The sequence below is a fragment of the Nonomuraea sp. C10 genome, assembly GCF_008017515.1.
Taxonomy (GTDB): Bacteria; Actinomycetota; Actinomycetes; order Streptosporangiales; family Streptosporangiaceae; genus Nonomuraea; species Nonomuraea ferruginea.
The window spans coordinates 4966727-4992737 of the sequence record NZ_VPFF01000001.1 but is presented as its reverse complement, the minus strand read 5'-3'; the positions used below and the strand labels follow the sequence as shown (position 1 = coordinate 4992737).

The following is a 26011-nucleotide window of genomic DNA, read 5'->3' as shown; positions in this document are numbered from 1 at the left end:
GGGATGGAGACCGAGCGGCTGATCATGCGCAGGTGGCGGGAGAGCGACCGGGAGCCGTTCGCGGCGCTCAACGCCGACCCGCGGGTGATGGAACACTTCCCCGCCCCGATGACCCGGGCCGAGAGCGACGCCCTCGTGGACCGGATCGAGCAGCGGTTCGACGAGCACGGGTACGGGTTGTGGGCGCTGGAGGTGCGGGAGACGGGGGAGTTCATCGGGTTCGCCGGGCTTGCCCTGCAGACGTTCGAGGCGCCGTTCACGCCCGCCGTCGAGGTGGGCTGGCGGCTGGCCCGCTCGGCCTGGGGACACGGCTACGCCACCGAGGCCGGCCGGCGGGCGCTCGCTCACGGGTTCGGCGAGGCGGGGCTGGAGGAGATCGTGTCGATCACGGCCGTCCTGAACGTGCGCTCCCAGGCGGTGATGCGGCGGCTCGGCATGACCCGCGACCCGGCCGACGACTTCGACCACAGCATGATCCCGGAAGGCCACCCGCTCCGCCCGCACGTCCTCTACCGGATCAGCGCGGCTGGGGTCGTTCGTCCCACGACTTGACCATAAGCATGATTCCGTGTCAGAAGTGGCACGACGGGCATGTGGGAGCTTTCCGCCACTGTCCGGCAGTCGATTGCGGGCACCCGGCCGACCCACTTCCATAGGGCCATGACCGTGACCCGCAGGGAGATCGTCGCCGTGCTGACGCGCTATCTCGGCGCTCACCCCGGCCGCGCCGCCGACGCCGTCATGCTGGCGCAGGCGCTCGACCGCGAGCAGGACCTCGCCTCGCGCGAGACCCTGCCCCTGCACGTCACCACCAGCGCCGTCGCGATCGACGGCTCCGGCCGGGTGCTGATGATCCGCCACAGCGCGCAGGACCGCTGGCTCCTGCCCGGCGGCCACGTGGAGCCCTCGGACGACAGTCTGTGCGACGCCGCCCTGCGCGAGCTGGAAGCGGGGACGGGTGTTCCCTGGCGGGAGGTCGTCGTCCCGGCCGAGGCCGTCCCTGTGGACATCGAGGTCCACGAGATCCCCGCCGACCCCGCCAGGGGTGTGCCCTCGCACCAGCACGCCGACTTCCGCTTCGCCTTCCGGACGCTGCATGCCCGGATCACGCCGCAGGCCGGGTCCCTCGCCTGGCGCGATCCCGCCGGACTGCTCACCGATCGCCTCGTACGCGGCATCGCGGCGATCCTGTCTTCGACACCTCCGCGAGTCGCACAGGGCGAAAGCACGAATGAGTCATGAGCCGAGACGCGACAAGGCGGGCATCCCCCACGGGCGGCCGGCGGCTACGACGTGCCGGATCGGCACCCGCGCGCCCATCGGGCAACGCGCCGACCACCCACCGCGTCGGCCTCGCGCCGCAGGCGGCAGCGGCCGGCGCGGCGCCCCAGATCGGCCAGGAGCACTCCGGCACCCAGGCACCCCATTCGGCGAAGGCGAACCGGCCTGCGATCGTCCACCGGATGTCACCCTCGCCTCGCCGCTGGAAGGGCTGGCCGCGTGCGTGTTCTGGGGGCCGGGCGCGCTCCTCGCCGCCGCTGTCGGGGGCTACCTGCGTTCTCGATGTACGGCAGACCCGCGCCGTGACCGCCCCGCGTTATCGTTTCCGGCGTGACGGACGGGACGCTCACGTACAGGGATCAGATCTTCATCAACTTCAGCGCGTTCCCCTTCGAGGACCACGCGTTCCGCTGGATCGACGTCAAGCGGTTCGGCCTGTCCCGCCGGGACGTCGCCGGCGGCCGTCTCCTGGCTGACCTGGTCGGGCATGAGCAGTACCGGGACGACTACGCCGGGGGAGGAGTCGAGGCCGCGGGGCTCCGGCACGGCCCCTACTGGCTGCGGAACCTGAGCCCGGCCGCGTACGAGCAGGTCGACGGGGCGGTCGCGCACGCCGTTCTGCGCGGCTGGGCGGACCAGTTCGGGCCGCTTCCGGCGGCTCTGTCCGCCCGGCTGGAGGACGAGGTCCACCCGCTGCTCGCGGACGCCACCGAGCGGTACTGGCTGAAGGACCTCGGCCGTGGGGCGTTCCACGACTGGGGCGGGGTCCAGATCGACTTCCACGAGCTGGTCCTCGTCGATCGGACCGCCGGGACCTTGTCACTCCTGGTCGCCGCCGACGACTGACATCCGGGCGTCATGATGGCATGCCGTCGGCGAGTTCCAGACGGGAGCCGGTGAACCCGGCCCGCAGGCGCCGATCGTGCGTCACGACCACCAGCGCGCCGGGGAACGAGGCCAGCGCCTCCTCCATCTGCTCCACCAGCATCGGCGACAGGTGGTTGGTCGGCTCGTCGAGCAGCAGCAGGTCCACGGGCTCGCTCACCAGCCGCGCCAGCTCGACCCTGCGCCGCTGCCCATACGACAGCTCTCCCAGACGCAGCCCCAGGTCGGCCGGCCCGAACAGCCCCAGAGCCAGCAGCGCGTCCGCGTGCTCATCCAGACTCCCGGCCCGCCCGTGCGCATAGGCCCGCAACACGGTCCATTCGGCCCTCACCAGCACATCCCTGGTCCGCCGCGCGTCACGCCTGTCCGGCTCGTCCTCCCCGAGGAACTCGACCCGTCGGCTCCGCCGCGTGTCACCGTCGTCCGGAAGGTCCTGGGGGGAGGACCCCGACCGTTCGGTCCGCCGTACGTCTGTGTCCGGGTCGTCCTGGCGGAAGAGTCCGGTGCGGCCGCTCCGCCGTACCTCGCCCGCGTCGGGCAGCAGTTCGCCGGCGAGCACGCGCATCAGCGTGGTCTTGCCGGCCCCGTTCGGGCCGGTGACGAGCAGGCGCTCGCCGGCCCTGATGGTCAGGGAGTCGAGCTGGAGCCGTCCCGCCACCACCACGCCGTCGAGCGCGGCGACCTTCGCACCCTCGCGGGCACCCGCGGCGGCGAGGGTGGGGGTGAAGCGCAGCGGCTCGGGCGGCGGCGGCGCCGGGTGGTCGGTGAGCCGGCGCAGCCGCTGCTGGGACTGGCGGATGCGCCGGGAGGCCCCGTGGGTACGCGAGCGCGCACGCCACGTCCCGGTGCCCATGCCCGCCTTGGGCGTCTTGCGCGGGATCACTGCCAACCGGCCCGCGTTGGCCGCCACCAGACCGGCATGCCGGTCCAGCTCCGTCTTCCACTCCTCGTGGGCCCGCGCCTGCGCGGCGCGTTCGGCGGCCTTGGCCGCGAGGTATCCGGCGTACCCGTCGCCGTAGCGGCGCACCTGACCGCCGGAGACCTCCAGGATGGCGGTGGTCACCCGCTCCAGGAACACCCGGTCGTGCGTGATCGCCACGACCGTGCCCCGGTGGGCGCGCAGGCGCTGTTCGAGCCAGGACACGGCCCGGTCGTCCAGGTCGTTGGTCGGCTCGTCGAGCAGCAGCAGCTCGGGGTCGGACGCCAGCGTGGCGGCCAGGGCCAGCCTGGCGCGTTCGCCGCCGGACAGCGTGCCCAGCGGGCGGCTCCGGTCCAGCCCGGGCAGCCCGAGTTCGTGCAGCGCGACATCCACCCGGACGTCGGCTTCGTAGCCGCCCCGGGTCTCGAACTCCGCCACCAGCTCCGCGTACACGTCCAGATCCGGAGAGGACTCCTCCCCGAGTGACCGCTCGGCCGCCCGCATGCGGGCTTCGAGCTCCCGAAGGTCGGCCAGCGCCAGGTCGACGGCTTCCGCGACGGTCACGTGCGGCGGCAGCGCGAGCGTCTGCGGCAGGTATCCAACGCCACCGGGCGCGACGACCACCAGCTCACCGTTGGTCGGCTGTTCCTCGTCCGCCATGAGCCTGAGCAGCGTGGACTTGCCCGACCCGTTGTCGCCGATCACCCCGATCCGCTCGCCGGGCTTGACGGCGAACGACACGCGGTCCAGGACGACGCGGGTGTCGTATCGCTTCGTGATCTCGGCCAGTGACAGTTGGGCAGCGGTACGTATGAGGCCCACCTCCTCGCTTCCAGTGAGACGAGACGATCCGTCTCATGAGAGAGTAGCGTCACGTCCTCCAAGACGCAACGTCTCGTCTCAGGTCTATCCGAGGAGAAGGCGGCGGCGTAAGATCAACGCCGATTCCCCACCCTCCAGGGAGCGGCCATGCGGAAGGCAGTCGTCACCGGCAGCACCAAAGGGCTCGGGTTCGCTCTCGCCCGCGAACTGCTCCGGCGCGGGCACTCCGTGGTCGTGTCGGGCCGTACCAGGGCGGCGGTGGACGAGGCCGTGGCGCGACTGCGCCCGGAGGCGGCGGAAGGCGCGGCGGTGCACGGGTGCGCCGTCGACATGACCGACCCCGAGCAGGTCGAGAAGCTGTGGGCCACCGCGGTGGACGCCCTCGGCGGCGTGGACTTGTGGATCAACAACGCCGGCGTCGCCAACACCACCCGCCCCATCGTCGAGACCGCGCCCGGCGATGTCCGCGCGATGGTCACCACGAACATGCTCGGCACCGTCTACGGCTCCCAGGTCGCGGTACGCGGCATGCTCGCCCAGGGCGGCGGCCAGGTGTTCAACATCCTCGGCGGCGGCAGCGACGGCCGGATCCGTCCCGGCATGGGCGTCTACTCGGCCACCAAGCGTGGCCTCGACTCCTTCACCCGGGCGCTGGCCAAGGAGGTCGCGGGCACCGGCGTACGGGTCGGGCAGGTCAGCCCCGGCATGCTCATCACCGAGGGCTGGCTGCGCGAGGCCGCCGCCGCCCCCGAGCAGGTCGCCAAACAGCGCAAGCTCCTCAACATCCTCTGCGACCACGTCGACGAGGTCGCGCCGTACCTGGTCGGCAGGATGCTGGCCGGCACGGGGAACGGCGACGTCATCGCCTGGCTCACCACCGGCCGGATGGCCCGCAAGTTCCTCACCGGCCGCAAGCGGGACGTGCTCGGCCGCTACGGCCTCTGAGCGGGGGATGCGGGTCCGAAGCCCGCCGGAAACACCGGTCCGAACGTCGCCAGCCCGCGCCGGGGGCCCGCACCTAGCGTGTTCCGCGATGGAAACCCTCCGGTCGTCCGGAGGGCCCCTACGGCGAAGGAAGACCTATGGATCTGCAGTTTTCCGGCCGCGTCGCGATCGTCACCGGCGCGTCCAAGGGCATCGGCCTGGCCGTGACCCGCACCCTGCTCGGTGAGGGGGCCAGTGTCGTGGCCGTTTCCCGCAAGACCAGCCCCGAGCTGGCGGAACTGGGCGGCGACCTGCTCCACGTGCCGGTCGACCTGATGGACCCCGAAGCGCCCGGCCAGGCCGTGGCGCGGGCCGTGGAGGAGTTCGGCGGGCTCGACATCCTGGTCAACAACGCCGGTGGCCCGCCGCCCGGGGTTGCCCTGCCGCGCTTCTCCTTCATGGCCCCCGCCGACGAGGACTGGCGGGCCATGTTCGAGTTCAACCTGTTCGCGGTGGTGCGCTTCGTCCGGGCCGCCATCCCGCCGATGCTGGCGCGCGGCGGCGGCTCGATCGTCAACGTCTCGTCGGGCTCCGCACGGCTCCCCGCCCCGATGAACGTCGACTACAGCGCGGCCAAGGCGGCCCTGAACAACGTGACCAAGGCGCTGTCGGAGGAGTACGCCCCCCAGGGCATCCGCGTCAACACGGTCTCTCCTGGACCGGTGCGTACGGCGTGGTGGACCGAGGAGGGCGGCGCGGCCGACATCATCGCCGGACAGGCGGGCGCCGACCGTGACTCCGTGCTGGACCGGCTGGCGCCGGAGATGATGAACCTGTCGATCCCGAGGCTGGTCGACCCCCAGGAGGTCGCCGACGCGATCGCCCTGCTGGCCTCGCCCCGCTCGGCCGCCACGACCGGCGCCGACCTCGCCGTGGACGCGGGCTTCCTCAAGCAGGTCTGACGGATCCGGCGACGCGGCCGGACGCGGAAGGCCATCGATCGCGCCCTCGATGGCCTTCCGAATGCCGCAGACCTGGCCGTCAGGGTCCGTTACGCGGGCAGGACCGAGCCGGTCCACACAGCGCCGGCGGCGGAGTAGACGCCGGCCAGTTCGCCGTCGAAGTAGGGAGAGAAGCTCGTGTCGTAACGCAGGCTGCCATCGGTGTCGGCGACGCTGATGGTGATGCCGTTGAGGTACCCCATGCGGCTGGCCTTGTCATAACGCAACAGCCAGGATGAGCCGAGGGCCCCTTCACCGGTGAACCGGGAATCCACGGCCATGAGTTCCTCCGCCTTCAAGCTGGGGACCCTTACAGCGCTTGTGTCACCCCTGGACGATTCGATGGTCTCACCCGTGTACGGCCGGGTGCCGTCGGGATGGGGGCCGGCGGGATAGCCGAAGACGTCGACCGTGGAGCCCAGCGGCTGGCTCCAGGCCAGCCCCTGGCCGCCGACGTTGTCGACCAGCCTTCCGAAGTTGGTCAACCCGCCTGAGGCAGAGGAGACGACGCCGCCGTAGACGTTGACGAAAGCGTAGTCGCGGTCGTAGTCGTCGTAGGTGGTGAAGTCGTAATGGCCGGAAACCTGCTTTCCGACGTAGAGACCCCACGGAGTCGTGCCGCCGGAGTAGCCGGGAACGAAGACCCACTTGTCGAGGGTGGCGTAGGAACGCTGGGTGTCGTACACGCAGTGCGCTGCGGTGGCCACGAGGTTGCGGTACTGCGACTGCACGGCGGTGCCGGTGCACCAGTGCGGCTGACCGTCGGCGCCGACGAAGAACACCTTGCCCGAGGTGCCGGGCGCCTTGGCCTTCGCCGGATCGGAGGTGGACGGGGGCGTCGGCGGGATAGTGCCGGGCTTGGTGTCCGCGGGGATGCCGCTGATGGGAAGGACCTTGTCGACGGCGGTCCGGACGTTGTACGGAGTGGCGTTCATCAGATGGGCCCCGCCGTCGCCGAGCCAGAACGCCGCGATCTCAGCAGCGGCCGCTTGGGAAGAGGCCAGAGGATCGGTCACTACGCTGGAGGCCCCGGCCGGTGCGGTCACCAGACCGGAGACCAGCAGACCGACAGTTAACAGACTCAGTGTTCGCTTCATCTCGCATCTCCAGATCTGCGGGCCGGACAGATGGCGAAAATTCGAACAGGTGATCGCCATTGATCGCAGACGCTACCTGTCGGCCTCGTAAGGATCAACGATTTTTGCGCGGCGCCATCAACCACTGTCAGACGAGGAGTCACCGACCTGCGGGCTCCGCCGGAATCCGTCCGTGACAGCGTTGAGATCTTCGATTGCGACGATCTACCACAGCCTCCGTTCCGGACGGCACGGAATCGAGCGGGGAGTGCATGAGCATGGGTCGCCGGACGATCGGGCTGGCTCTCGTGCTGACAGCATCGATCCCGGTCATCGGCCCGCACGCCGGAGCCGTCACCCGTCCAGATCCGGTCGCGGCGTTGAAGCGGCAGCTCGACGGTCATGGCGGGGTGCGGGCGAGTTCGGTCTACCGAATTGTCTGGGGTCCGAAGAAGGACCACGTCACCCGCCGATCGCGGACCGTCTACAGGTTCGGTGGTGGTGGAATCGTGGCCCTCGATCTCCGCCATTCGAAGCCCTCAGCCGACGGTGCCTCCCGGGCCGTCGTCTTCCCGGCTCGTTCCTACGGCTGGTACCCCGACCGCCCTGCCCACCTGCCGGAGGGCAAGTCCTGGATTCTGGACACCGAGAAGAACGAGCTGTACCTGGAATGCGGGAAGATCAGGCTGAGCGATCCCGCCACTCTCCGGTACGTGCTGTCCACCACGGCGGCCAAGCGGCCCGCCGGCGTCTACGACGGCCGCCGCACCACCCTCTACGAGGGCAGCACCACCATCGGCAAGCTGTACAAGCTGAATCCGCGTCTATGGGTGGGCGACTTCGAGAAGCCCACAGGACGCTACGCGAGCTACGCCAAGTTGCCCGTGAAGTGGCGGCTGTGGCTCGGTCCGGATCAGCTCGTACGCAGGTGCCAGACGCGGTATGACGAGCCCGAATACCCCTGGAACGTCACAGACCGCAGCCTCACGACCGCCGATGTGCGGTTCTCCGGCTGGGGCGACGCGATCCACATCGAGCCGCCCCCCGCCGAAGAGGTGGCTACGCGCGATGAGCTGGTCTTTCCCGACCACGACTGAACACGGCGATGGCGGGACCCAGACGGAAACCGCGCGGTGAGCGTGAAGCTCACCGCGCGGTAACCGGTCACACGTCGTAGTAGAGCTCGAACTCGTGCGGGTGCGGGCGCAGCCGGATCGGGTCGACCTCGTTCTCGCGCTTGTAGGAGATCCACGTCTCGATCAGGTCGGGCGTGAAGACGCCGCCTTCGAGCAGGTAGTCGTGGTCCTCCTCCAGGGCGTTGAGCACGTCGGTGAGGGAGCCGGGCACCTGCGGGACCGAGCGGGCCTCCTCCGGCGGGAGCTCGTACAGGTCCTTGTCGACGGGCTCCGGCGGCTCGATCTTGTTGCGGATGCCGTCAAGCCCCGCCATCAGCATGGCGGCGAAGGCGAAGTACGGGTTGCAGGACGGGTCGGGCACGCGGAACTCGATGCGCTTGGCCTTCGGGTTGGAGCCCGTGATCGGGATCCGGACGCAGGCCGAGCGGTTGCGCTGCGAGTAGACCAGGTTGACCGGCGCCTCGTAGCCCGGCACCAGCCGGTGGTAGGAGTTGACCGTCGGGTTGGTGAAGGCCAGCAGCGACGGGGCGTGCTTGAGCAGGCCGCCGATGTAGTAGCGGGCGGTGTCGGACAGGCCCGCGTAGCCGACCTCGTCGTAGAAGAGCGGCGAACCGTCCTTCCACAGCGACTGGTGGCAGTGCATGCCGGAGCCGTTGTCACCGAAGATCGGCTTGGGCATGAACGTGACGGTGTGACCGTACTCCATGGCCGTGCTCTTGATGATGTACTTGTAGAGCATCAGGTTGTCGGCCGTCTTGAGCAGCGTGCCGAACTTGAAGTCGATCTCCGCCTGACCGGCGGTGCCCACCTCGTGGTGCTGCATCTCGACGTCGATGCCGCACTCGATGAGGTTGCGGACCATCTCCGAGCGCAGGTCGGTGAAGTGGTCCATCGGCGGCACCGGGAAGTAGCCGCCCTTGTAGCGCGGCTTGTAGCCCAGGTTGCCGCCCTCGGTGGCCTTGCCGGTGTTCCAGGCGCCCTCGATGGAGTCGATGTAGTAGTAGCCCGCGTTGGACTTCGTCTCGAAGCGGACGTCGTCGAAGATGTAGAACTCGGCCTCGGGCCCGAAGAAGACGGTGTCGGCGATGCCGGTGCCCTTGAGGTACTCCTCGGCCTTGCGGGCGACGTTGCGCGGGTCGCGGCTGTAGGCCTCGCCGGTCAGCGGGTCGTGCACGAAGAAGTTGATGTTGAGCGTCTTGTGCTGGCGGAACGGGTCGACCACGGCGGACGACGGGTCCGGCAGGAGCAGCATGTCGGACTCGTGGATCGCCTGGAAACCGCGGATCGACGAGCCGTCGAACATGAGGCCGTCAGAGAAGACGTTCGCGCCGAAGTTCTCGACCGGGAAGGTGAAGTGGTGAGTCGTCCCCGGCAGGTCGGTGAACCTGACATCGACGAACTGCACCCCTTCGTCCCTGATGAACTTCAGGACGTCGTCGGCGGAGTTGAACACTCTCGAACCTCCCTGGGGACGGGCTATCACCCGTGAAGGTACGGCGCGGCCGTTTCCGCATGGTGTCTCGATTGTTTCGCATGTGTTACGCGGCGTTCACGTCCCCAGAAGGGCCCGGAACGTGGGCGCGCAGGACCGGTGACGGCGACTCCGCGGCCGGCTCGGGGGCGGGGGAGAGCAGGTCGGGGCGGACGGCGACGATCAGCAGGGCCGCCACGACCACCGCCAGCACGGCCGCGAACGCGTACCAGACCCGTCCCACGCACCGACGCCGGCGCGGGCGGGCGCCCTTGCTCGCCGCGGCGCTCAGCCTGCGCCGCTCCTCCTCGCTGAACTGCGCGACCAGTTCGTGGAAGCGCGCGTCCAAGTCGTCCCCGTACGGCATGGCCTCCATCATGCGCCGGACCACCCGCGTCACGGAAGCGCGGACGGGTCACGATCCCGACCGCCCCCACCGGCGGATACCTTTGACACATGAGCAGCAACGAGCCGCGGTGGACGCAGACCTGGCTGGGCGGGCTCCGGTCCGCCGGGGTCGATCTCGGTTATCCGGGGCAGCGCCTCGGGCTGCCGGAGGAGGGGAGCGGGTCCGTCTCCGGCTGGGGGCGCAGGATCGCCGCCCTGGTCATCGACTGGATGATCTGCACGTGGGCGATCACGCAGCTGCTGCTCGGGATCAGCACGGCAGAGCAGCCGTGGGTGCCCGCGATCGTGTTCGCCGTGCAGTACGTGGTGCTGGTCGGGTTCATGGGGCAGACGTTCGGCCACCGGCTGGCCGGCATCCGGGTGGCGGCGATGGACGGCGGCGACCCCCGCCTGTTCCCGGTGCTGGTGCGCACGGTGCTGCTCGTGCTGGCCCTGCCGGCGCTGATCTTCGACCGCGACCACCGCGGCCTGCACGACCGCGTGTCGAACACCGTGGTCGTCCGTATGTGAAAACCGTACCGGGTTTACTTTTGTACTGAGTACAGTTTACGCTGCCGTCATGATGATGGCGGGCTTGCGCGAGCGCAAGAAGGAAGAGACCCGGCGGCGCATCGCGGGCGTCGCGCTGGAGCTGTTCGCGGAGCGCGGGTACGACGCGGTGACAGTCAGCGAGATCGCCGAGGCGGCCGGGGTCGCCAAGGTCACCCTGTTCAACTACTTCCCCAGCAAGGACTGTCTGGCTCTCGACGGCATCCACGACGACCTCGCCTCGATCGTGGCCCGGCGGCCGCCCGGCCAGACGCCCCTGGACGCGCTGCGCGCCCACTACGCCGCGCCGGCCGCCGACGGTCCCCGCGACGTCGCCCGGATGCTCGCCCAGGTCAGGGTCATCGCGTCCACGCCGGTGCTCATGGCGGGCGTCTACCAGGCGCACATGGGGCAGCGTCACGAGCTGGCCGCCGCGCTGCGGGACACGGCCGGCTCCGAGACGGCCGCGCAGCTCATGGCCGCCCAGATCACCGCCGTCATCACCACGGTCGAGGAGGCGTTCTTCCAGCGGCTGGCGTCCGGGACGCCGCTGGAGGAGGCGGGCCGGATGCTCGCTTCCGACGTGGAGCTCGCCTTCGACCAACTCCAAGACGGTATCGGTAAGGACAAATCATGAAAAAGGGCATCAACTATGACACCGGCTTCCTGCCCGAGCCCGACCGCAGCCGCAAGGCCTTCGACCGGGACACCGTCCGGCGCGACCTCCAGGTGATCGCCCGCGAGCTGAGCTGCCGGGCCGTCCGCGTCTCCGGCGGCGACCCCGCCCGCCTCGCCGTCGCCGCCGAGGAGGCGGGCGGCGACCCCGCCCGCCTCGCCGTCGCCGCCGAGGAGGCCGCAGCCGCCGGGCTGGAGGTCTGGTACGCGCCGTTCCCGGTCGACCTCACCCCCGAGGAGACCCTGCCGATGCTGGCGGAGTGCGCCACGAAGGCGGAGGAGCTGCGCGCGGGCGGCGCCGAGGTGGTGCTGGTGGCGGGCTGCGAGGCCAGCGCGTTCCTGTCCGGGTTCATGCCGGGGGAGACGTACGGCGAGCGCCTGGGATCACTCACCGAGGCGTCCCCCGAATGGTGGAGCAGGGAGATCCCGGCGATCACCGAACGCCTGGACTCCTACCTGGCCGAGGTCGCCGCCACGGTCCGGCCGCTGTTCGGCGGCAGGATCACCTACGCCTCCGCGCCCTGGGAGTTCGTCGACTGGACCCCGTTCGACGTCGTCGGCCTCGACGCCTACCGCGCCGCCTACAACGCCGAGACCTTCCGCGACGAGCTGCGCGCCCGCTCCGGGCAGGGCAAGCCGGTGGCCGTGACCGAGTTCGGCACCTGCGCCTACCGCGGCGCCGGCGAGCGGGGCGGCTCGGCCTACCTGGTGCCCGAAGGCGCGGTGCCCGACGAGGACGAGCAGGTCCGCTATCTCGACGAGCTGCTCGACGTCTTCGAGCAGGAGGGCGTCGAGACCGCCCTGTGGTTCACCTTCGCCGGTTTCACCAGGATCGGCCGGGACAATCAGGCCGACCTCGGCTCGTACGGCGTCGTCAGGATGCTCGACGAGACGCGCTGGGAGCCGAAGGCGGCCTTCCACGCCATGGCCACTAGATACGCGCGCAGCTGAAGATGGCGGTGCCGGGCAGGTGGCGGCCGCGCAACGGGCTCCAGCCGCCCCACACCCGGTCGTGCCCCTCGGGCCACTCGGGCTCCAGCAGCCCGGTGATGGCGAGCCCGGAGGCGGCCAGCAGGCCCACCCAGTCACCCATGGTGCGGTGGTGTTCGGCGTAGGTGAGGGCGCCGTGCTCGTCGCGTTCCTCGTACGGGCTGCGGTCGAAGTAGGAGCGGTCGGAGGTCAGCCCGCGCGGGCCCGGGTCGTCGGGGAACGCCCACCGGATCGGGTGGCTGACCGAGAACACGAACCGGCCGCCCGGCCGCAGCACCCGGCGCACCTCGCGCAGGACCGCCGCCGGGTCGGCCACGAACGGCAGCGCGCCGTACGCCGAGCAGGCCGCGTCGAAGCTCTCCGCGGCGAACGGCAGCGACTCGGCGTCGGACTGGACCGCCGGCACCCGCACGCCGGTCTCCTCGTCGATGCGGCGCGAGTGGAGCAACTGGCCGCGCGACAGGTCGAAGGCGGCCACCCGCGCACCCCGCGTCACCAGCCAGCGGGCGCACTGCGCGGCGCCGCAGCCGATCTCCAGCACGTCGCGCCCGGACACCTCGCCGAGCAGCCGGGCGTCGGCCTCGTCGACGCCCTCAGGGCACCACACGAAGCCGGCGTCGCGCAGGAACGCGCCGTGCTCCGCCTGGTAGTCGTCGGCGTTGCCGTCCCACCAGCCGCGGTTGGCCCGCGACGACAGGGACGGCACTAGCGCATCTTGGGGCCGCGCGGCATGCGGGCGCCCTTGGGCATCGGACCCTTGGGCATCGGCATGTTCTTCGGCAGGGACCGCAGGCGGTCCTTCACCTCGTTGACCGAGGGCTTCTTCAGGTTGCGCGGCAGCTTCATGATGTGGCGCTGCAGCTTGGCCAGCGGGACCTGGCCCTCGCCGTCACCGCACTGGACGTCATAGATCTCCACGCCCAGCACCGCGCGGGCGATGCGCTTCTTCTCCGCCGCGAGCATGCGGGCCGTGCGGTTGCCCGGCCCCTCGGACACCAGGATGACGCCCGGATAGCCCACCACCATGTGGACCAGGTCCTGGTCGCGGTTGACCGCGATGGCCGGGGTGACCTGCCAGTTGCCGCGCATGCCCTGCAGCACGGCGGCGGCGGCGCCGGTCTGGCCGTGCAGCAGCGAATACTGCGCCCGCTGCGCGAGCTGCCCGAACACCACCAGGCCGACGGTGAACGCCAGCAGGATGCCCAGGAAGATCGAATACCACAGATAGTCCGTGACCAGACCGATCACGACCACCACAGCCAGCGTGCCGACCGCCGAGAGGAAGACGATCGGCATCCCCTTGGGATTGGACTGCTTGATGATCTGCGCGATCATGCGGAGCTGCTTGATGCGCCCCGGCTTCTCTGGGTCCTTGGACTTCGCCATGGAAGGAAGGATACAAACGAACCGGACAGGACGGAGAACGCGGCCGCCAGGCAGCCTCGCCGCGACCGCGATCTTTTTGCCGAATCCTGACTCTCAGACCTTGACCGTCGCCGAAAGCCTCCGGTCGGCGTAGTGGCGGGCGGCCTCCAGCAGGTACTCCCCGGACGCGACGCGCCACCCCCGCCCGTCCCAGACCTCGAACGTACGGTCAGGCACGTCCACGACGGCGGTCACGCTCTGCCCCGGCTCGGCCTCCACCACCGCGAACCCGGCCAGCCACCGGGCCGGGCGCCCCGGATCGGGCGTGACCGGCGCGGCGTAGACCTGCACGACCTCCCGGCCGCGCCGCCCGCCGGTGTTGGTCACGCGCACGGTCACCGACCCGCTCCCGCCGGAGATCGAGTCGTACGACCAGGTGGTGTAACCGAGCCCGTGCCCGAACCAGAACGCCGGCGCGCGCCCGCTCCGCTCCCACGCCCGATACCCGATGAACAGCCCCTCCTCGTAGACCATGACACCGCGGTCCGGAGTCACGTTCACCACCGGCGCGTCGGCCAGCTGGGCGGGCCAGGTCGTCGGCAGCCGCCCGCCCGGCTCGGCGTCGCCGAACAGCACGTCCGCCAGCGCCGCCCCCGCCTCCTGCCCCGGGAACCAGGTGAGCAGCACCGCCGCTACCGAGTCCAGCCACGGCATCTCCACCGGCGAGCCCGCGTTCACCACCACGACGGTGCGCGGGTTGGCGGCGGCGACCGCGGCGATCAGCTCGTCCTGGCGGCCCGGCAGCACCAGGTCCCCGCGGTCGAAGCCCTCGCTCTCCACCTCCGGCGTGGTGGCGGCCACCACCACGGCCACGTCACTGCCGGCCGCCACCCGCACCGCCTCGGCGAACAGCTCGTCCTCGCCGGGCGACGGCTCGGCGTGGCCGAGCACGCACACGATGAACACCATCCCCCGGAACCCGGCCGTCCGGTGCAGGACCTCCAGCTCGTACGTGACGCCCGCGTCCAGATCGGCGGTCACCCGCCGCTCCGGCGGCGACAGCAGCGCGGCCGGGTCGTCACCGCCGGGGGTCAGCGTCTCGTCGAGCAGCACCCGGCCGTCCACCGACAGCGTGTACGCGCCCGCGCCGGCCACCGACAGCTCGTGCCGCCCTCCGGTCTCCGGCGTGTACGCGGCGCGCAGCCGGACCGCCGCGAGCCGGTCGGCGTCCACTCCGGGCGGGGTCTCGCCGATCCAGCGCCCCTCGGTCGCCGGCAGCGGATGCTCGGCCAGGACCCGGCCGCCGGCGTCCAGGAAGGCCGCGGTGGCCGGGACCGCCAGCGGGGACAGGCGGACGCGCGGATCGGTGCCCCGCGCGTACCGGACCTCGACGCCGTCACGCCCGCGCAGGCCGTCCAGCGGGGAGACGACGCGGGCGGGGAACACCTGGGCGCTGCCGCCGCCCATCACCCTGGCCTCCCTGGCCGCCGACCCGATCAGCGCCACGGACCGCACGCCGGACAGCGGAAGCAGCGGCCCGTCGTTCTTTAGGAGGGTGAAGCTCCGCGCGGCCACCTCACGCGCCAGCGCCACCCCGTCGATGACCTCACCGGCCGCGGCGGGCGGCGGCCCGCCCAGCGCGCCCGTGCGCTCGGCCAGGCGGAGCACGCGGCGCACCCGGTCGTCGATCAGCGACTCCGGCACCCGCCCCGCGCGCACCGCCTCCTCCAGCTTGTCGCCCCACGGCCCGTGCGGGCCCGGCATGGCCACGTCGGTGCCGCCCAGCGCGGCGGCCTCGGTGGTGCGCACCGCCGTCCAGTCGGACACCACGAGACCGTCGAAGCCCCATTCGTCCTTCAGCACCCCGTGCACCAGATCGGCGTGCTCGCTCATCGTGACGCCGCCGACCGCGTTGTAGGCCGTCATGACACCCCACGCGCCGGCCTGGACGACCCGCTCGAACGGCCGCAGGTACAGCTCGCGCAGCGCCCGCGCGGACACCTCGACGCTGACCGTGAACCGCTCGGTCTCGGAGTCGTTGGCCACGAAGTGCTTGGGGGTGGTCGCCACCCCGCCCTCTTGCACGCCTTCCACGTACGCGGCCGCCACCTCGCCCGTCAGGTGCGGATCCTCGGAGAAGCACTCGAAGTGCCGCCCGCCCAGCGGCGACCTGTGCAGGTTGACGGTCGGCGCGAGCAGCACGTGCACGCCCTTGCGCCGGGCCTCCTGGGCGAGCAGCCGACCCACCCGCCGGATCAGCCCCACGTCCCAGGTGGCGGCCATGGCGGTGGGGCTCGGCAGCGCGATCGACGGGCTGGCAGCGCTCCACCGTTCGCCGCGCACGCCGATCGGCCCGTCGCTCATCACCAGGCGGTCCAGGCCGATCTCCGGCACCGGGTGCAGCGCCCACATGGAGGCGCCGGTCAACATCCTGACCTTGGTACGCAGGTCCAGCCCGCTGATCACGTCATCGAAGTCCACGATCACAGTGTCGGCGGCCCGGCGGCCGGGGTCACGCCACCACGAAGAACTCCAGCAGCTCGGGCAGCAGGGCCTCCGGGGCCACGGCGTGCGCCTGCCCCTCCAGCACCCGGTGGACGGCGCCGGGGACGCGCCCCGCCACGGCCCGCGCGGCCGCCGCCATCCACGCCGGGCCGGCGTCGCCGTTCATGACCAGCGCCGGCTGCGTGACCTCGGCCAGCCGGGCGGCCGGCAGCGCGTTGCCCGGTCCCATGACGGCCGCCTCGTACGCCAGCGTGTGCGCGACGGCCTCCACCTCCGGCCAGGACGGGTCGGCCCGCATCAGCGCCACGGCCTCCCGCGGCACCTCGGCCGCCGCCACCATGAACAGCTCGGCCGCGTCCCCCCGCCGCCCCTCCCGGACCAGGGCGTCGAGCCGGGCGGCGAAGTCGTGCGGCAGTACGGGGGCGTCGGCGGTCACGTGGTAGGGCGGCTCCCACACCGCCAGCTTGGTGACCTCCGGCAGCCGGGCCGCCGCCTCCAGCGCCAGCGCGCCGCCCGACGACCCGCCGAACACCATCGCCCGCCCGCCCGCCGCCCCGACGACCGCGGCCAGATCCTCGATCTCGCGCTCCACCGCGTACGGGGAGGTGTCGCCGCTGCCTCCCCGCCCGCGCCGGTCGTATTCGTACACGGTGAACCACGGCGCCAGCCCCGCCGCCACGCCCGCCAGCGTGGGGTGACCCCTGCCGGCGAACGCGCCGTGCACCAGGACCACGGCCGGTCCCGAGCCGTGGCGGTCGTAGGCGATGGCGGTCCCGTCGGCCGAGACCGCCGTGCCCGTCAGCGTCACGGTGCTCATCCGGCCGGCTGCGCCAGGCAGAGCGCCTCCCAGTGGTGGCCGTCGAGGTCGGCGAAGGCCCGCTGGTAGCGGAAGTCGTCCTGCCGGGGCGGGCCCAGCGGGGTGGCGCCGGCGGCGACGGCCTTCTCGGTCAGCTCGTCCACCTGGGCCGGGTTCTCCAGGCCGATGACCAGGATCGCCTCGGTCGTCTTGGCCGGGTCGGCGAGCTCCCTGGCCGCGTAGCCGGCGAACACCGGCTCGGTCAGCAGCATGACCTGCGCGCCGTCGTTGATCATCACGGACGCCATGTCGTCGGCCATGCCGAAGAAGGCGAAACCGAGCGCGGTGAAGAACTCCTTCGAGCGGTCGAGATCCTTGACCGCCAGGTTCACGAAGAGCTGCATGACCGGACTCCATCCTCGTCAGGGGGTTCCCGCGTTCTCGCGGGAATGGGACCAGTCTGCGGATCGCGGCGGCCCCGGTCTTGGATCTGCGCGCCACCCCCTTGACGATGCGCGCCTACCGCAGGCTCGCCCGCCGGTACTCGGCCGGCGGCACCCCGTACGCGCGCTTGAACAGACGGCTGAAGTGGGCCGGGTCGGGCAGCCCGCAGCGGGCCGCCACCGCGCTGACCGGCACGCCCGCCAGCGCCGGATCGGCCAGGTCGCGGCGGCAGCGCTCCAGCCGCCGATGGCGGATCCAGCCCGCCACCGTCGTGTCGCGGGCCTCGAACACCCGGTGCAGCGAGCGCGGCGACACGTGACAGGCGGCGGCCACGGCGGCCGGGTCGAGGCCGGGATCGCCCAGATGGCGTTCGATGAAGGCGTGCACCCGCGCCGTCAGCGCCTCCTGCCGGGCCCGCTCGGGCACCTCGTCCAGCCGGTCCACGCGCTCGGCCACGGCGGTGGCCACCAGATCCATCACCACCGTGGACAGCCGCGCGGCGCTGGCCGGCCGGTAGGTCTCCAGGTCCAGCGCCACCCGGCGCAGCAGCGGCGCGGCCAGCGCGGCGGAGCCCTCGCCGGCCGGGATGGGCACGGCGGTGATCGAGGTGGCCGCGCCGGCGGGCAGCGACAGCAGCTCGCGCGGGAAGCTGAACACCGCCAGCCGCACCGCCGCGTCGTAGGCCAGCTCGTAGGGCCGGGTGAAGTCGTAGAGGGCGAACCCGCCCGGCGCCAGCCGGACCGAGCGGCCGTCCTGCGACAGGATCGGGCTGCCCGACACGGCCAGCACCAGCCGGTAGAGCTCGGGGCTGTCACGCCGGATCAGGCCCGCCGTGCGGTGCACGCTGTGGGGCGTGGAGGTCTCCACCTTGCCGACGCCGATCGGGCCGAGCTGCCCGGCCTCGATCTGCCCCCGCAGCGGGGTGCCGCGGGCGATGTGGAAGTCGAGCGGGCCGAGCGTGTCGCAGACCACGCTGCGCCAGGCGTCGAGCCGCTGCCCCGGCGGCACGTCCCCGGTCCGGATCAGAATGGCCACGTTTCGCCCCCTTCCGACGCTCACGGTAGCGCGGCGACCGGATCGGGGAAACGCGAAAGCCCCGGGACCCCGCCCGGGGCTTCCGACACCACGTGGACACCGCGAAGGACGCCGCGAACGACGCCGCGAACGACGCCGCGAACGACGCCGCGACCACGCCACGAAGACGGCGCGGTGACGCCGCGAACACGCCGCGCTGGCGGCGCGGTCAGGCCGTCTGGCGGGCGGCGATCGCCTGCTGGTAGAGCTTGCCCGCGCGGTAGGACGAGCGGACCAGCGGGCCGGACAGCACGCCGGCGAAGCCGATCTCCTCGGCCTCCCGCTGCAGCTCCACGAACTCCTCCGGCTTGACCCAGCGCTCCACCGGGTGGTGGCGCGGGGTCGGCCGGAGATACTGCGTGATGGTGAGCAGGTCGGTGCCGGCGGAGTGGAGGTCGCGCATCGCCTCCAGCACCTCCTCGCGGGTCTCGCCCAGGCCGAGGATGAGGTTGGACTTGGTCACCAGCCCGGCCTCGCGGGCCGTCGTGATCACCTTCAGCGAGCGGTCGTAGCGGAACGCGGGCCGGATCCGCTTGAAGATGCGCGGCACGGTCTCGACGTTGTGCGCGAACACCTCCGGCTTGCTGGAGAAGACCTCCTCCAGTTGGCCGCGGTCGCCGTTGAAGTCGGGCACGAGCAGCTCGACGCCGCAACCGGGCAGCAGCGCGTGGATCTGCCGCGCGGTCTCGGCGTAGAGCCAGGCCCCGCCGTCGGGCAGGTCGTCGCGGGCCACGCCGGTCACGGTCGCGTAGCGCAGGCCCATCTGCTGGACGGACTCGGCCACCCGGCGCGGCTCGTCGCGGTCGTACTCCTTGGGCTTGCCGGTGTCGATCTGGCAGAAGTCGCAGCGGCGGGTGCACTGGTCGCCGCCGATGAGGAACGTCGCCTCGCGGTCTTCCCAGCACTCGTAGATGTTGGGGCAGCCCGCCTCTTCACAGACCGTGTGCAGGCCCTCGCGGCGCACGAGCGATTTCAGCTCGGTGTATTCGGGGCCCGTCTTCAGCTTGGTCTTGATCCACGGGGGCTTGCGCTCGATAGGGGTCTCGGCGTTGCGCACCTCCAGGCGGAGGAGCTTTCGGCCTTCAGGAGCAACGGTCACCCTGCCAGCTTACGTCTCCCGCCCGCATGGCCCTCGCCAGGGGCGTGGATCAGGCGATGAGCCCGAAACCGCGCACCGCGCGGGTGTAGTGGGCGAGTAACTCCTCGTCGATGCGCCCGGACTCCACCTCGCCCAGCAACGGGGAACGCGCGGGCCCCGGCCGGTCGGCGCGGGCCAGCGCGTCGCGCCTGATCGCGGGCACGGTCTCGCCGCGCAGCGCGGCCGCCTGCATCGGCGCGAGGTAGCCGCCGGCGGCGATCAGCTCCTCCAGCTCCGCCACCTCCTCGGGCGTGACCGCCTTCGCGGCCAGCGCCAGCCTGCGCTCGCGCGCCCGCCCGTCGCCCGAACGGGCCAGCCGGGTGAGCGCGTACTCCACCAGCAGCACCGGGGCGCCAAGCACCCGGCCGATCACCCGGCCGATCCACCCGGCCACCTCGTAGCTCGTGTCCGGCGTGTGGAGCGCGCCGAGCGTACCGGTGAACTTGTCGCGGGCCTCCTCGCGCGCCGTCAGCGGCGCGGAGCCCAGCAGCGCCTGCCGCCACTCGCCCAGCGTCGACAGCGCGCCGCCCACCACCAGGTCGTCGCCGGTCGCCTCGCCCGCGTAAGCCGTCGCCAGCAGGGTCACGCGCTGCCGCGGGCTCAGCGCCAGCCACACCGGCAGCCCCACCAGGAGCACCGGCGTGCGCCTGAGCCCCACTCTCCGGTAAGACGTCCCGGTCTCGAGATCCCTGACCGCCACCAGCTCCGGCGGCCTGACCCCCATCCGGGACGCGACCCGCCCGGCCGTCGCGTACAGCTCGGCGGCGTCCTCCCGGCCGAGCACCTCGGCGTCGGCGGGCACGCGCGCCAGGCGCGGACGCAGCAGCCACCCGATGCCGATCAGCAGCCCGCCGATCAGCCAGCCGAAGACGAACTCGGCGTTGACCACGATCGTGCGCGCGCCCAGCACGATGAAGGCGAGCGTCAGCGCGTGCACCAGAAGGGCGATGAGAAAGGCGGCGGCGCGTTTCACGCCCTGATCATAGGCACCGCCGCCCCGGCCGGGTAAGGGCCCGAGGGTTGATCCGCGGGGTCAGACCAGGGGAGGTCAGCGGCGCAGGAGATCCTCCTCGTGGAGGTCGTACGGCTCGCGGCCGAGGGCCTCCGCCAGGCGCTTCTCCGCGATCGGCATGACCTCCTCGGCCACGATGCGCCGGCCCGTCTCCGCCGACAGCGTCGAGACGCCCACGTCGGGCAGGCCGCACGGCACGATCCGGTTGAACCACCGCGGGTCGTTCGCGCAGTTGAGCGCGAACCCGTGCATCGACACCCCGCGCGAGACCCGGATGCCCACCGCGCCGAGTTGCCGGTCGGGCAGGCCCAGGCTGGCGTCGCCGGCGGCCCACACCCCTGGACGCCCCTTGACCCGCCTGGCGGTGACGCCGAAGTCGGCGCACACCTGGATCATCGTCTCCTCCAGCCGGCACACGTAGTCGACGACGTCCGAGACCGCGACGATCGGATAGGCGACGAGCTGGCCGGGGCCGTGCCAGGTCACCCGGCCGCCCCGGTCGACGTCGATGACCGGCGTGCCGTCGGCCGGACGCTCGTGCGCGGCGGCCCGCTTGCCGGCCGTGTAGACCGGCGCGTGCTCAAGGACCAGCAGCGTGTCGCCGAGCTCTCCGGCGGCCCGCTTGCCGTGCACCCAGCGCTGCAGCGACCAGGCCTGCTCGTAGGGGACGTCGACGCCTAGACGGACGATGGCGAGACTGTGGGGATCGACCCCGTTGATGGGGCGCATGGGTCCATTGTGCCGTTCCCTCACCCTTGTAGGGTAATTCAGGATGTCAGCAGCCGAGGTTCGATCCTGAACTCCTTCACCCCGCCGGCGCCGTCATGCTCGACGCGGTACGCGTGACCCTCGGGCCGGCAGCTGACCGCCTGGATGAACTCGGTGCCGGCGTAGTGGAGCGCCACGCCCTCGTCGGCGGCGTAGCCGTCGGGCAGCTCGCCGCTCGCCACCGACTCGTGCAGCAGCGGCCGCCGCTGCGGCTCGGAGTCGTAGTGGACGCCGCACGAGTAGGGCAGCAGGGCCAGCCCGTCGGACCACGCCCGCAGCTCGGGGCCGAAGGAGTCGGTGTTGCCGCCGACGTGCCAGCACAGCGCGCCCGCGCTCTGCCCCGACAGCACCACCCCGGCCCGCCACGCCTCCGCGAACGCCTCGTCGAGCCCGTGCAGCCGCCACAGCGCCATCAGGTTGGCCACGCTGCCGCCGCTGACGTAGATCATGTCCTGTTCGAGCATCCAGGCGGCCGGGTCCTCGACGTTCGGCATCGGGAACACGGTCAGGTGGCTGACCTCGACGTCCCATCCGGTGAACGCGCCGTACATCTTCAGCAGCCAGGCGGCGTCGTCGCCGGTCGCGGTGGCGAGCAGGCCCAGCTTGGGACGGTCCTGACCGGTCAGGTCGAGGCCGTAGCGCAGCAGCGGGCTCGCCTCCATGAAACCGTAGCGGCCGGTCGGGCGGAACGAGCCGCCCCCGATCGCGAGGATGTGCGACTGGCCTGACCTGGTCATACGGAGTCTCCCGGAGCGAAGGTGGAACAGCTCACTACAGTACGGCGCGGAGCGCGTCGGCGAGGTCGCTATGGGTGAACTCGTACCCGCTGTCCAGCAGTTTCCCCGGCCGCAGGCGATGGCTCGGCAGCAGCCCCGCCTTGGCGAACTCGCCGAGCCCCAGCGACAGCGCGAACCCCGGCACCGGCATCGGCATCGTCGGCCTGCGCAGGACCTGGCCGAGCGTCCGGGTGAAGACGGCGTTGGTGACCGGCGTGGGGGAGCCCATGTTGACCGGCCCCGCCACCTCGGGCGTCGCCAGGATGTGACGCACCGCGCCCACCCAGTCGGGCTCGCTGATCCACGACCAGTACTGCTTGCCCGAGCCGAGCGGCGCGCCGAGACCGGCCTTGAAGACGGGCAGCATCCTGACGAGCGCGCCGCCGCGCCCGCTCAGCGCCAGCCCGGTCCGCAGCCGCGCCACCCGCACCCCGAACTCCTCGGCGGCGGCCGCCTCCGCCTCCCACCGCTCGCACAGCTCCGGCAGGAACCCGCTGCCGCCAGGCGCGCCCTCGTCGACCACCCGGTCGCCGGTGTCGCCGTAGAAGTCGACCCCCGACGCCGAGACCAGCACGCCCGGAGGCCGCCCCGCCTCTCTCATCGCCCGCACCAGCAGCCTCGTGCTGTCGACACGGCTGCGCACCAGCTCCCGCTTGTACGCGGCGGTCCAGCGCCGCTCGGCGATCGGCGCCCCGGCCAGGTGCACCACCGCGCTCGCGCCGTCCAGGACGGCCGGGTCCAGCACCCCCTCAGCGGGCCGCCAGAGGGCCTCGTCGCCGCTCCTGGGCTCGCGCCGCACCAGAGTGACCACCCGCTCGCCCGCGCCCCGCAGCGCGGCGACCAGCGGCACGCCCAGCAACCCCGATGCCCCCGTCACGATGATCGCCATACGACCACCCTACGACGCCGCCTTCCCGCCGGCCGTCACCTCCCGCGCGATTCCCGACGACCCCATAACCGCGCCCGCCGCACTCACTGACCCGTGACCGTGCTCGCCGTGCTCACGGATCGACGGTCCGAGAGCGTCCGGCAGCCGCGCCGAAGCGGTCCCGGGGCACCTGCCGTCGGAGCTTTGTCCTGCGGTTGGTGCCGGGTGCCCGAAGTTCGTTCGGGAACGCGCGAAGGGGCCGGGCGCGACGGTGCGCGCCCGGCCCCTTCAGGTCCTCGTCAGGCGAGGCCGAGCTGGGCCTCGAAGCGGCCCTCCTCCAGGCGGCGCTTGATCGTCGTCAGGAAGCGGGCGGCGTCGGCGCCGTCGACCAGGCGGTGGTCGTAGGTGAGCGCCAGGTAGACCATCGACCGGACCGCGATGACCTCACCCTCGGGCGTGTCGACCACGACGGGCCGCTTGACCACGGCGCCGGTGCCGAGCATGCCGACCTGCGGCTGGTTCAGGATCGGCGTGTCGAACAGGGCGCCGCGGCTGCCGGTGTTGGTCAGCGTGAACGTGCCGCCGGTGATCTCGTCGGGGGTCACCTTGTTGGCGCGGGTCCGCTCGGCCAGGTCGGCCGTCTTGCGGGCGAGCCCGGCGAGGTTGAGGTCGCCGGCGTTCTTGATGACCGCCGCGATCAGGCCGCGCTCGGTGTCGACCGCGATGGCGAGGTGCTCGACGTCGAAGTACGTGACCTCCATGGTCTCGTTGTTGATCGTCGCGTTGAGCTTCGGATGCTGCTTGAGCGCCTCGATCGCGGCCATCTCGAAGAACGGCATGAACGACAGCTTGACGCCCTCACGGCGGAAGAACTCGTCCTTGGCCCGCGCCCGCAGCTGCGCCACCTTGGTGACGTCGACCTCCACGACCGTGGTGAGCTGGGCGGCCGTCTGGAGCGACTCCACCAGGCGCTTGGACATCGTCTGGCGCAGCCGCGTCATCTTCTCGGTGCGGCCGCGCAGCGTGTTGTCGACCTCCACCTGCTCGGGCGCGGCGGCCGGGGCCTGAGCCGCCGGGGCGGCGGCCTGTGGCGCGGCGGCCGGAGCGGCGGCGGCCGGGGCCTGCGCGGCGGCGGGGGCGGGTGCCTGCTCACGCTGCTGCTTGGCGGCCTCGAGCACGTCCTGCTTGCGGATGCGGCCGCCGACCCCGGTGCCGGTGACGGAGTCGAGGTCCACGCCGTGCTCGTTGGCCAGCTTGCGCACCAGCGGCGTCACGTACGGGCTCTCGCCCGAGGTGGGCAGCGGCGCCGGCGCCTGCGCCGCGGGCTGGGCCGCGGGCTGCGGAGCCGGCCGGGGCGCGGGCTGCGGGGCCGGCTGCGGAGCGGGGGCGGCCGGGGCGGGCTGCGGGATCGACGAGGCGGGCGCGGGCTGCGGCTCCGGCTCGGGCTCCGGCTCGGGCTCGGGAGCGGGGGCCGCCTCCTCGGCCGGGGCGGGGGCGCCGGCCTGGCCGCTCTCGTCGATGACGGCCAGCTCGGCGCCGACCTCCACCGTCTCGTCCTCCGCCACGACGATCTTCTGGAGCACACCGCCGGCGGGCGACGGGATCTCGGTGTCGACCTTGTCCGTCGACACTTCGAGGAGCGGCTCGTCGGCCTCGACGCGCTCGCCCTCCTTCTTCAGCCAACGGGTGACGGTGCCCTCGGTGACGCTCTCGCCGAGCTGGGGCATCTGTACGGAGACCGGCATCGTTATCTTCTCTCGCGTTCTGATCTCGAGGGCTTGACTAGTTGTGTACGTGCAGCGGCTTGCCGGCCAATGCCAGCATGGCCTCCCCGACCGCTTCGGACTGCGTCGGGTGTGCGTGGACGAGCTGGGCGACCTCCGCGGGCAGCGCCTCCCAGTTGTAGATGAGCTGCCCCTCGGTGATGAGCTCGCCGATGCGGCGGCCCACCATGTGGACGCCGACGACCGGCCCGTCCTTGCGGGCGAGCACCTTGACCGCGCCCGCCGTGCCGAGGATCTGGCTCTTGGGGTTGCCCGCCAGGTCGTAGACCTGCTCGACGATCTCCATCCCGCGCTCCGCCGCCTGCGCGGACGTGATGCCGACCGAGGCGACCTCGGGGTCGGAGTAGGTGATCCGCGGCACCCCGGCGTAGTCGATGGGCGCCGGGCCGAGCCCGGCGATGTGCTCGGCGACCATGATGCCCTCGGCGAACCCGGCGTGGGCCAGCTGAGGGGTCGCGATCAGGTCGCCGACGGCGTAGACGCCGGGCGCGGAGGTGCGGCAGTGCTCGTCGACGGTGACGGTGCCGCGCTCGACGGCCACGCCGGCCTCCTCGAAGCCCAGGCCCTCCGTGACCGCGCCGCGGCCCACCGCCACGAGCAGGATCTCGGCGTCGAGGGTCTTGCCGTTGGCCAGCGTGACGAGCACGCCGGTCTCGGTGGTCTTGGCGGCGTCGAAGCGCACGCCGAGCTCGTACTTGATGCCGCGCCGCCGGAAGGCGCGCTCCAGCAGCTTGGAGCTGGACTCCTCCTCGGCGGGCAGCAGACGGGGGAGGGCCTCGACGATGGTCACCTCGGCGCCGAACGAGCGGTAGACGCTGGCCAGCTCGACGCCGATGACGCCGCCGCCCAGCACCACCACCGAGGACGGCACCCGGTCCATCCTGAGCGAGTGGTCGCTGGTGATGACGCGCTCGCCGTCGATCTCGAGGCCGGGCAGCGACCTGGGCGCGGAGCCGGTCGCCAGCACGAGGTGGCTCCCCTCGTACACCTCGGAGCCCACCTGGACGCGGCGCCCGCCCGCGAGCCGGCCCTCGCCCTCGACCAGGGTGACGCCGGCGGCCTTGAGCAGCCCCTGCACGCCCTTCCAGGCACGGGTGACGATCTTGTCCTTGAACGCGTGGACGCCGGGGACGTCGATGCCGTCGAAGCGAGCCTTCACGCCGAACGACTCGCTCTCCCTGGTCTCGTCGGCCACCTCGGCGACGTGCAGCAGGGCCTTGGTGGGGATGCACCCCCGGTGGAGGCAGGTGCCGCCGATCTTGTCCTTCTCGATCAGCGCGACGGACATGCCCAGCTCGGCCGCCCGCAACGCGCAGGCGTAACCGCCGCTGCCGCCACCTAGGACGACGATGTCGTAGGCCACAG

27 protein-coding genes are annotated in these 26011 nt (G+C 72.0%); 10 read left to right on the top strand and 17 right to left on the bottom strand.

Annotated elements, in window-relative coordinates; genetic code table 11:
* Positions 1-3 precede the first annotated feature (3 nt).
* The 3 genes from FR742_RS23010 to FR742_RS23000 all read left to right on the top strand — a co-directional run bounded on the left by FR742_RS23010 (position 4) and on the right by FR742_RS23000 (position 2127).
* A complete protein-coding gene (locus FR742_RS23010) occupies positions 4-552 on the top strand; it encodes a GNAT family N-acetyltransferase (protein WP_148032855.1) in 549 nt (182 codons plus the stop codon).
* A gap of 108 nt (positions 553-660) precedes the next feature.
* Positions 661-1242 (top strand): NUDIX domain-containing protein, encoded by a 582-nt coding sequence (locus tag FR742_RS23005; protein WP_187281270.1) that lies wholly within the window; start codon positions 661-663, stop codon positions 1240-1242.
* Between the two features lie 369 nt (positions 1243-1611).
* Positions 1612-2127: a hypothetical protein gene (locus FR742_RS23000; RefSeq protein WP_148032853.1), complete on the top strand. Its 516-nt coding sequence runs from the start codon at positions 1612-1614 to the stop codon at positions 2125-2127.
* Positions 2128-2137: 10 nt separating this feature from the next.
* On the opposite strand, the gene FR742_RS22995 is transcribed toward FR742_RS23000, so the two are convergent.
* Positions 2138-3898, bottom strand: a complete 1761-nt coding sequence (locus FR742_RS22995) for an ABC-F family ATP-binding cassette domain-containing protein (RefSeq protein ID WP_148034763.1) — start codon at positions 3896-3898, stop codon at positions 2138-2140.
* A gap of 156 nt (positions 3899-4054) precedes the next feature.
* On the opposite strand from FR742_RS22995, the gene FR742_RS22990 reads away from it, so the two are divergent.
* Together FR742_RS22990 and FR742_RS22985 are read left to right on the top strand one after the other, a co-directional pair.
* Positions 4055-4852, top strand: coding sequence for an SDR family oxidoreductase (locus tag FR742_RS22990; RefSeq protein WP_148032852.1), 798 nt, complete (start codon positions 4055-4057; stop codon positions 4850-4852).
* 137 nt (positions 4853-4989) lie between these two features.
* Positions 4990-5793: an SDR family NAD(P)-dependent oxidoreductase gene (locus tag FR742_RS22985; protein ID WP_148032851.1), complete on the top strand. Its 804-nt coding sequence runs from the start codon at positions 4990-4992 to the stop codon at positions 5791-5793.
* Between the two features lie 89 nt (positions 5794-5882).
* Here FR742_RS22985 and FR742_RS22980 read toward each other — a convergent pair whose 3' ends face one another.
* Positions 5883-6989, bottom strand: a complete 1107-nt coding sequence (locus FR742_RS22980; RefSeq protein ID WP_261808690.1) for a serine protease — start codon at positions 6987-6989, stop codon at positions 5883-5885.
* Positions 6990-7180: 191 nt separating this feature from the next.
* On the opposite strand from FR742_RS22980, the gene FR742_RS22975 reads away from it, so the two are divergent.
* On the top strand, positions 7181-8005 hold the full coding sequence (locus FR742_RS22975; protein ID WP_187281269.1) for a hypothetical protein: 825 nt from the start codon (positions 7181-7183) through the stop codon (positions 8003-8005).
* A 67-nt stretch (positions 8006-8072) separates the two neighbouring features.
* Here the strand turns inward: FR742_RS22975 and glnA are convergent, their stop codons facing one another.
* A complete protein-coding gene (gene glnA / locus FR742_RS22970; RefSeq protein ID WP_148032849.1) occupies positions 8073-9497 on the bottom strand; it encodes a type I glutamate--ammonia ligase in 1425 nt (474 codons plus the stop codon).
* Positions 9498-9582: 85 nt separating this feature from the next.
* Positions 9583-9906, bottom strand: coding sequence for a hypothetical protein (locus FR742_RS22965; protein WP_187281268.1), 324 nt, complete (start codon positions 9904-9906; stop codon positions 9583-9585).
* A 65-nt stretch (positions 9907-9971) separates the two neighbouring features.
* Between FR742_RS22965 and FR742_RS22960 the strand changes: the two genes are divergently transcribed.
* The 3 genes from FR742_RS22960 to FR742_RS22950 are packed head-to-tail and all read left to right on the top strand — an operon-like array spanning position 9972 to position 12077.
* On the top strand, positions 9972-10433 hold the full coding sequence (locus tag FR742_RS22960) for an RDD family protein (protein ID WP_148032847.1): 462 nt from the start codon (positions 9972-9974) through the stop codon (positions 10431-10433).
* A 49-nt stretch (positions 10434-10482) separates the two neighbouring features.
* Positions 10483-11088, top strand: coding sequence for a TetR/AcrR family transcriptional regulator (locus tag FR742_RS22955; protein ID WP_261808689.1), 606 nt, complete (start codon positions 10483-10485; stop codon positions 11086-11088).
* Complete coding sequence (locus FR742_RS22950) at positions 11085-12077, top strand: hypothetical protein (protein ID WP_222709024.1); 993 nt, start codon at positions 11085-11087, stop codon at positions 12075-12077. Before FR742_RS22955 ends, FR742_RS22950 begins: the two co-directional genes overlap by 4 nt.
* Here FR742_RS22950 and FR742_RS22945 read toward each other — a convergent pair.
* The 6 genes from FR742_RS22945 to FR742_RS22925 all read right to left on the bottom strand — a co-directional run bounded on the left by FR742_RS22945 (position 12058) and on the right by FR742_RS22925 (position 18261).
* Positions 12058-12822 (bottom strand): class I SAM-dependent methyltransferase, encoded by a 765-nt coding sequence (locus tag FR742_RS22945; RefSeq protein WP_148032845.1) that lies wholly within the window; start codon positions 12820-12822, stop codon positions 12058-12060. The two genes, FR742_RS22950 and FR742_RS22945, sit on opposite strands and share 20 nt — an antisense overlap.
* Entirely contained in the window at positions 12822-13502 is a 681-nt protein-coding gene (locus tag FR742_RS22940; protein WP_148032844.1) for a DUF4191 domain-containing protein, read from the bottom strand. The genes FR742_RS22945 and FR742_RS22940 overlap by 1 nt, the downstream gene beginning before the upstream one ends.
* Positions 13503-13595: 93 nt before the next feature.
* Entirely contained in the window at positions 13596-15962 is a 2367-nt protein-coding gene (locus FR742_RS22935) for a beta-glucosidase (protein ID WP_148032843.1), read from the bottom strand.
* 31 nt (positions 15963-15993) lie between these two features.
* The gene (locus FR742_RS22930) at positions 15994-16803 is read right to left on the bottom strand and encodes an alpha/beta fold hydrolase (RefSeq protein WP_187281267.1); all 810 of its coding nucleotides are present in this window, start codon (positions 16801-16803) and stop codon (positions 15994-15996) included.
* Positions 16800-17186: a VOC family protein gene (locus tag FR742_RS44675; protein ID WP_187281266.1), complete on the bottom strand. Its 387-nt coding sequence runs from the start codon at positions 17184-17186 to the stop codon at positions 16800-16802. The genes FR742_RS22930 and FR742_RS44675 overlap by 4 nt, the downstream gene beginning before the upstream one ends.
* Positions 17187-17301: 115 nt before the next feature.
* Positions 17302-18261, bottom strand: a complete 960-nt coding sequence (locus FR742_RS22925) for a helix-turn-helix domain-containing protein (RefSeq protein WP_187281265.1) — start codon at positions 18259-18261, stop codon at positions 17302-17304.
* Positions 18262-18353: 92 nt separating this feature from the next.
* Between FR742_RS22925 and FR742_RS44670 the strand changes: the two genes are divergently transcribed.
* Positions 18354-18506, top strand: a complete 153-nt coding sequence (locus tag FR742_RS44670) for a hypothetical protein (RefSeq protein ID WP_187281264.1) — start codon at positions 18354-18356, stop codon at positions 18504-18506.
* Here FR742_RS44670 and lipA read toward each other — a convergent pair.
* From lipA to lpdA, 7 genes are all read right to left on the bottom strand, one after another.
* Positions 18470-19399 (bottom strand): lipoyl synthase, encoded by a 930-nt coding sequence (lipA, locus tag FR742_RS22920; protein WP_148032841.1) that lies wholly within the window; start codon positions 19397-19399, stop codon positions 18470-18472. The genes FR742_RS44670 and lipA overlap by 37 nt on opposite strands.
* 49 nt (positions 19400-19448) lie before the next feature.
* Complete coding sequence (locus FR742_RS22915) at positions 19449-20411, bottom strand: hypothetical protein (protein WP_148032840.1); 963 nt, start codon at positions 20409-20411, stop codon at positions 19449-19451.
* Positions 20412-20486: 75 nt separating this feature from the next.
* Entirely contained in the window at positions 20487-21179 is a 693-nt protein-coding gene (gene lipB / locus FR742_RS22910) for a lipoyl(octanoyl) transferase LipB (RefSeq protein WP_148032839.1), read from the bottom strand.
* Between the two features lie 38 nt (positions 21180-21217).
* The gene (locus FR742_RS22905; protein WP_148032838.1) at positions 21218-21955 is read right to left on the bottom strand and encodes a peptidase E; all 738 of its coding nucleotides are present in this window, start codon (positions 21953-21955) and stop codon (positions 21218-21220) included.
* Positions 21956-21989: 34 nt separating this feature from the next.
* On the bottom strand, positions 21990-22883 hold the full coding sequence (locus tag FR742_RS22900) for a TIGR01777 family oxidoreductase (RefSeq protein ID WP_148032837.1): 894 nt from the start codon (positions 22881-22883) through the stop codon (positions 21990-21992).
* A gap of 278 nt (positions 22884-23161) precedes the next feature.
* Positions 23162-24607 carry a 2-oxoglutarate dehydrogenase, E2 component, dihydrolipoamide succinyltransferase gene (gene sucB, locus FR742_RS22895; RefSeq protein ID WP_148032836.1) on the bottom strand — a complete coding sequence of 482 codons (1446 nt, stop codon included), beginning with the start codon at positions 24605-24607 and terminating at the stop codon, positions 23162-23164.
* Positions 24608-24644: 37 nt separating this feature from the next.
* Entirely contained in the window at positions 24645-26009 is a 1365-nt protein-coding gene (gene lpdA / locus FR742_RS22890; protein ID WP_148032835.1) for a dihydrolipoyl dehydrogenase, read from the bottom strand.
* Positions 26010-26011: the final 2 nt, after the last annotated feature.

Excerpts from the sequence above, each read along its gene's own strand:
- sucB (WP_148032836.1), bottom strand. The coding sequence starts at position 24,607 with ATGCCGGTCTCCGTACAGATGCCCCAGCTCGGCGAGAGCGTCACCGAG.
- FR742_RS22975 (WP_187281269.1), top strand. The coding sequence starts at position 7,181 with ATGAGCATGGGTCGCCGGACGATCGGGCTGGCTCTCGTGCTGACAGCA.
- FR742_RS44675 (WP_187281266.1), bottom strand. The coding sequence starts at position 17,186 with ATGCAGCTCTTCGTGAACCTGGCGGTCAAGGATCTCGACCGCTCGAAG.
- FR742_RS22955 (WP_261808689.1), top strand. The coding sequence starts at position 10,483 with ATGATGATGGCGGGCTTGCGCGAGCGCAAGAAGGAAGAGACCCGGCGG.
- FR742_RS22905 (WP_148032838.1), bottom strand. The coding sequence starts at position 21,955 with ATGACCAGGTCAGGCCAGTCGCACATCCTCGCGATCGGGGGCGGCTCG.
- FR742_RS22990 (WP_148032852.1), top strand. The coding sequence starts at position 4,055 with ATGCGGAAGGCAGTCGTCACCGGCAGCACCAAAGGGCTCGGGTTCGCT.
- FR742_RS22940 (WP_148032844.1), bottom strand. The coding sequence starts at position 13,502 with ATGGCGAAGTCCAAGGACCCAGAGAAGCCGGGGCGCATCAAGCAGCTC.
- FR742_RS22980 (WP_261808690.1), bottom strand. The coding sequence starts at position 6,989 with ATGGCGATCACCTGTTCGAATTTTCGCCATCTGTCCGGCCCGCAGATC.
- FR742_RS22950 (WP_222709024.1), top strand. The coding sequence starts at position 11,085 with ATGAAAAAGGGCATCAACTATGACACCGGCTTCCTGCCCGAGCCCGAC.
- lipB (WP_148032839.1), bottom strand. The coding sequence starts at position 21,179 with ATGCGCCCCATCAACGGGGTCGATCCCCACAGTCTCGCCATCGTCCGT.
- FR742_RS22900 (WP_148032837.1), bottom strand. The coding sequence starts at position 22,883 with ATGGCGATCATCGTGACGGGGGCATCGGGGTTGCTGGGCGTGCCGCTG.
- FR742_RS22930 (WP_187281267.1), bottom strand. The coding sequence starts at position 16,803 with ATGAGCACCGTGACGCTGACGGGCACGGCGGTCTCGGCCGACGGGACC.
- FR742_RS22985 (WP_148032851.1), top strand. The coding sequence starts at position 4,990 with ATGGATCTGCAGTTTTCCGGCCGCGTCGCGATCGTCACCGGCGCGTCC.
- FR742_RS23005 (WP_187281270.1), top strand. The coding sequence starts at position 661 with ATGACCGTGACCCGCAGGGAGATCGTCGCCGTGCTGACGCGCTATCTC.
- FR742_RS23010 (WP_148032855.1), top strand. The coding sequence starts at position 4 with ATGGAGACCGAGCGGCTGATCATGCGCAGGTGGCGGGAGAGCGACCGG.
- FR742_RS22960 (WP_148032847.1), top strand. The coding sequence starts at position 9,972 with ATGAGCAGCAACGAGCCGCGGTGGACGCAGACCTGGCTGGGCGGGCTC.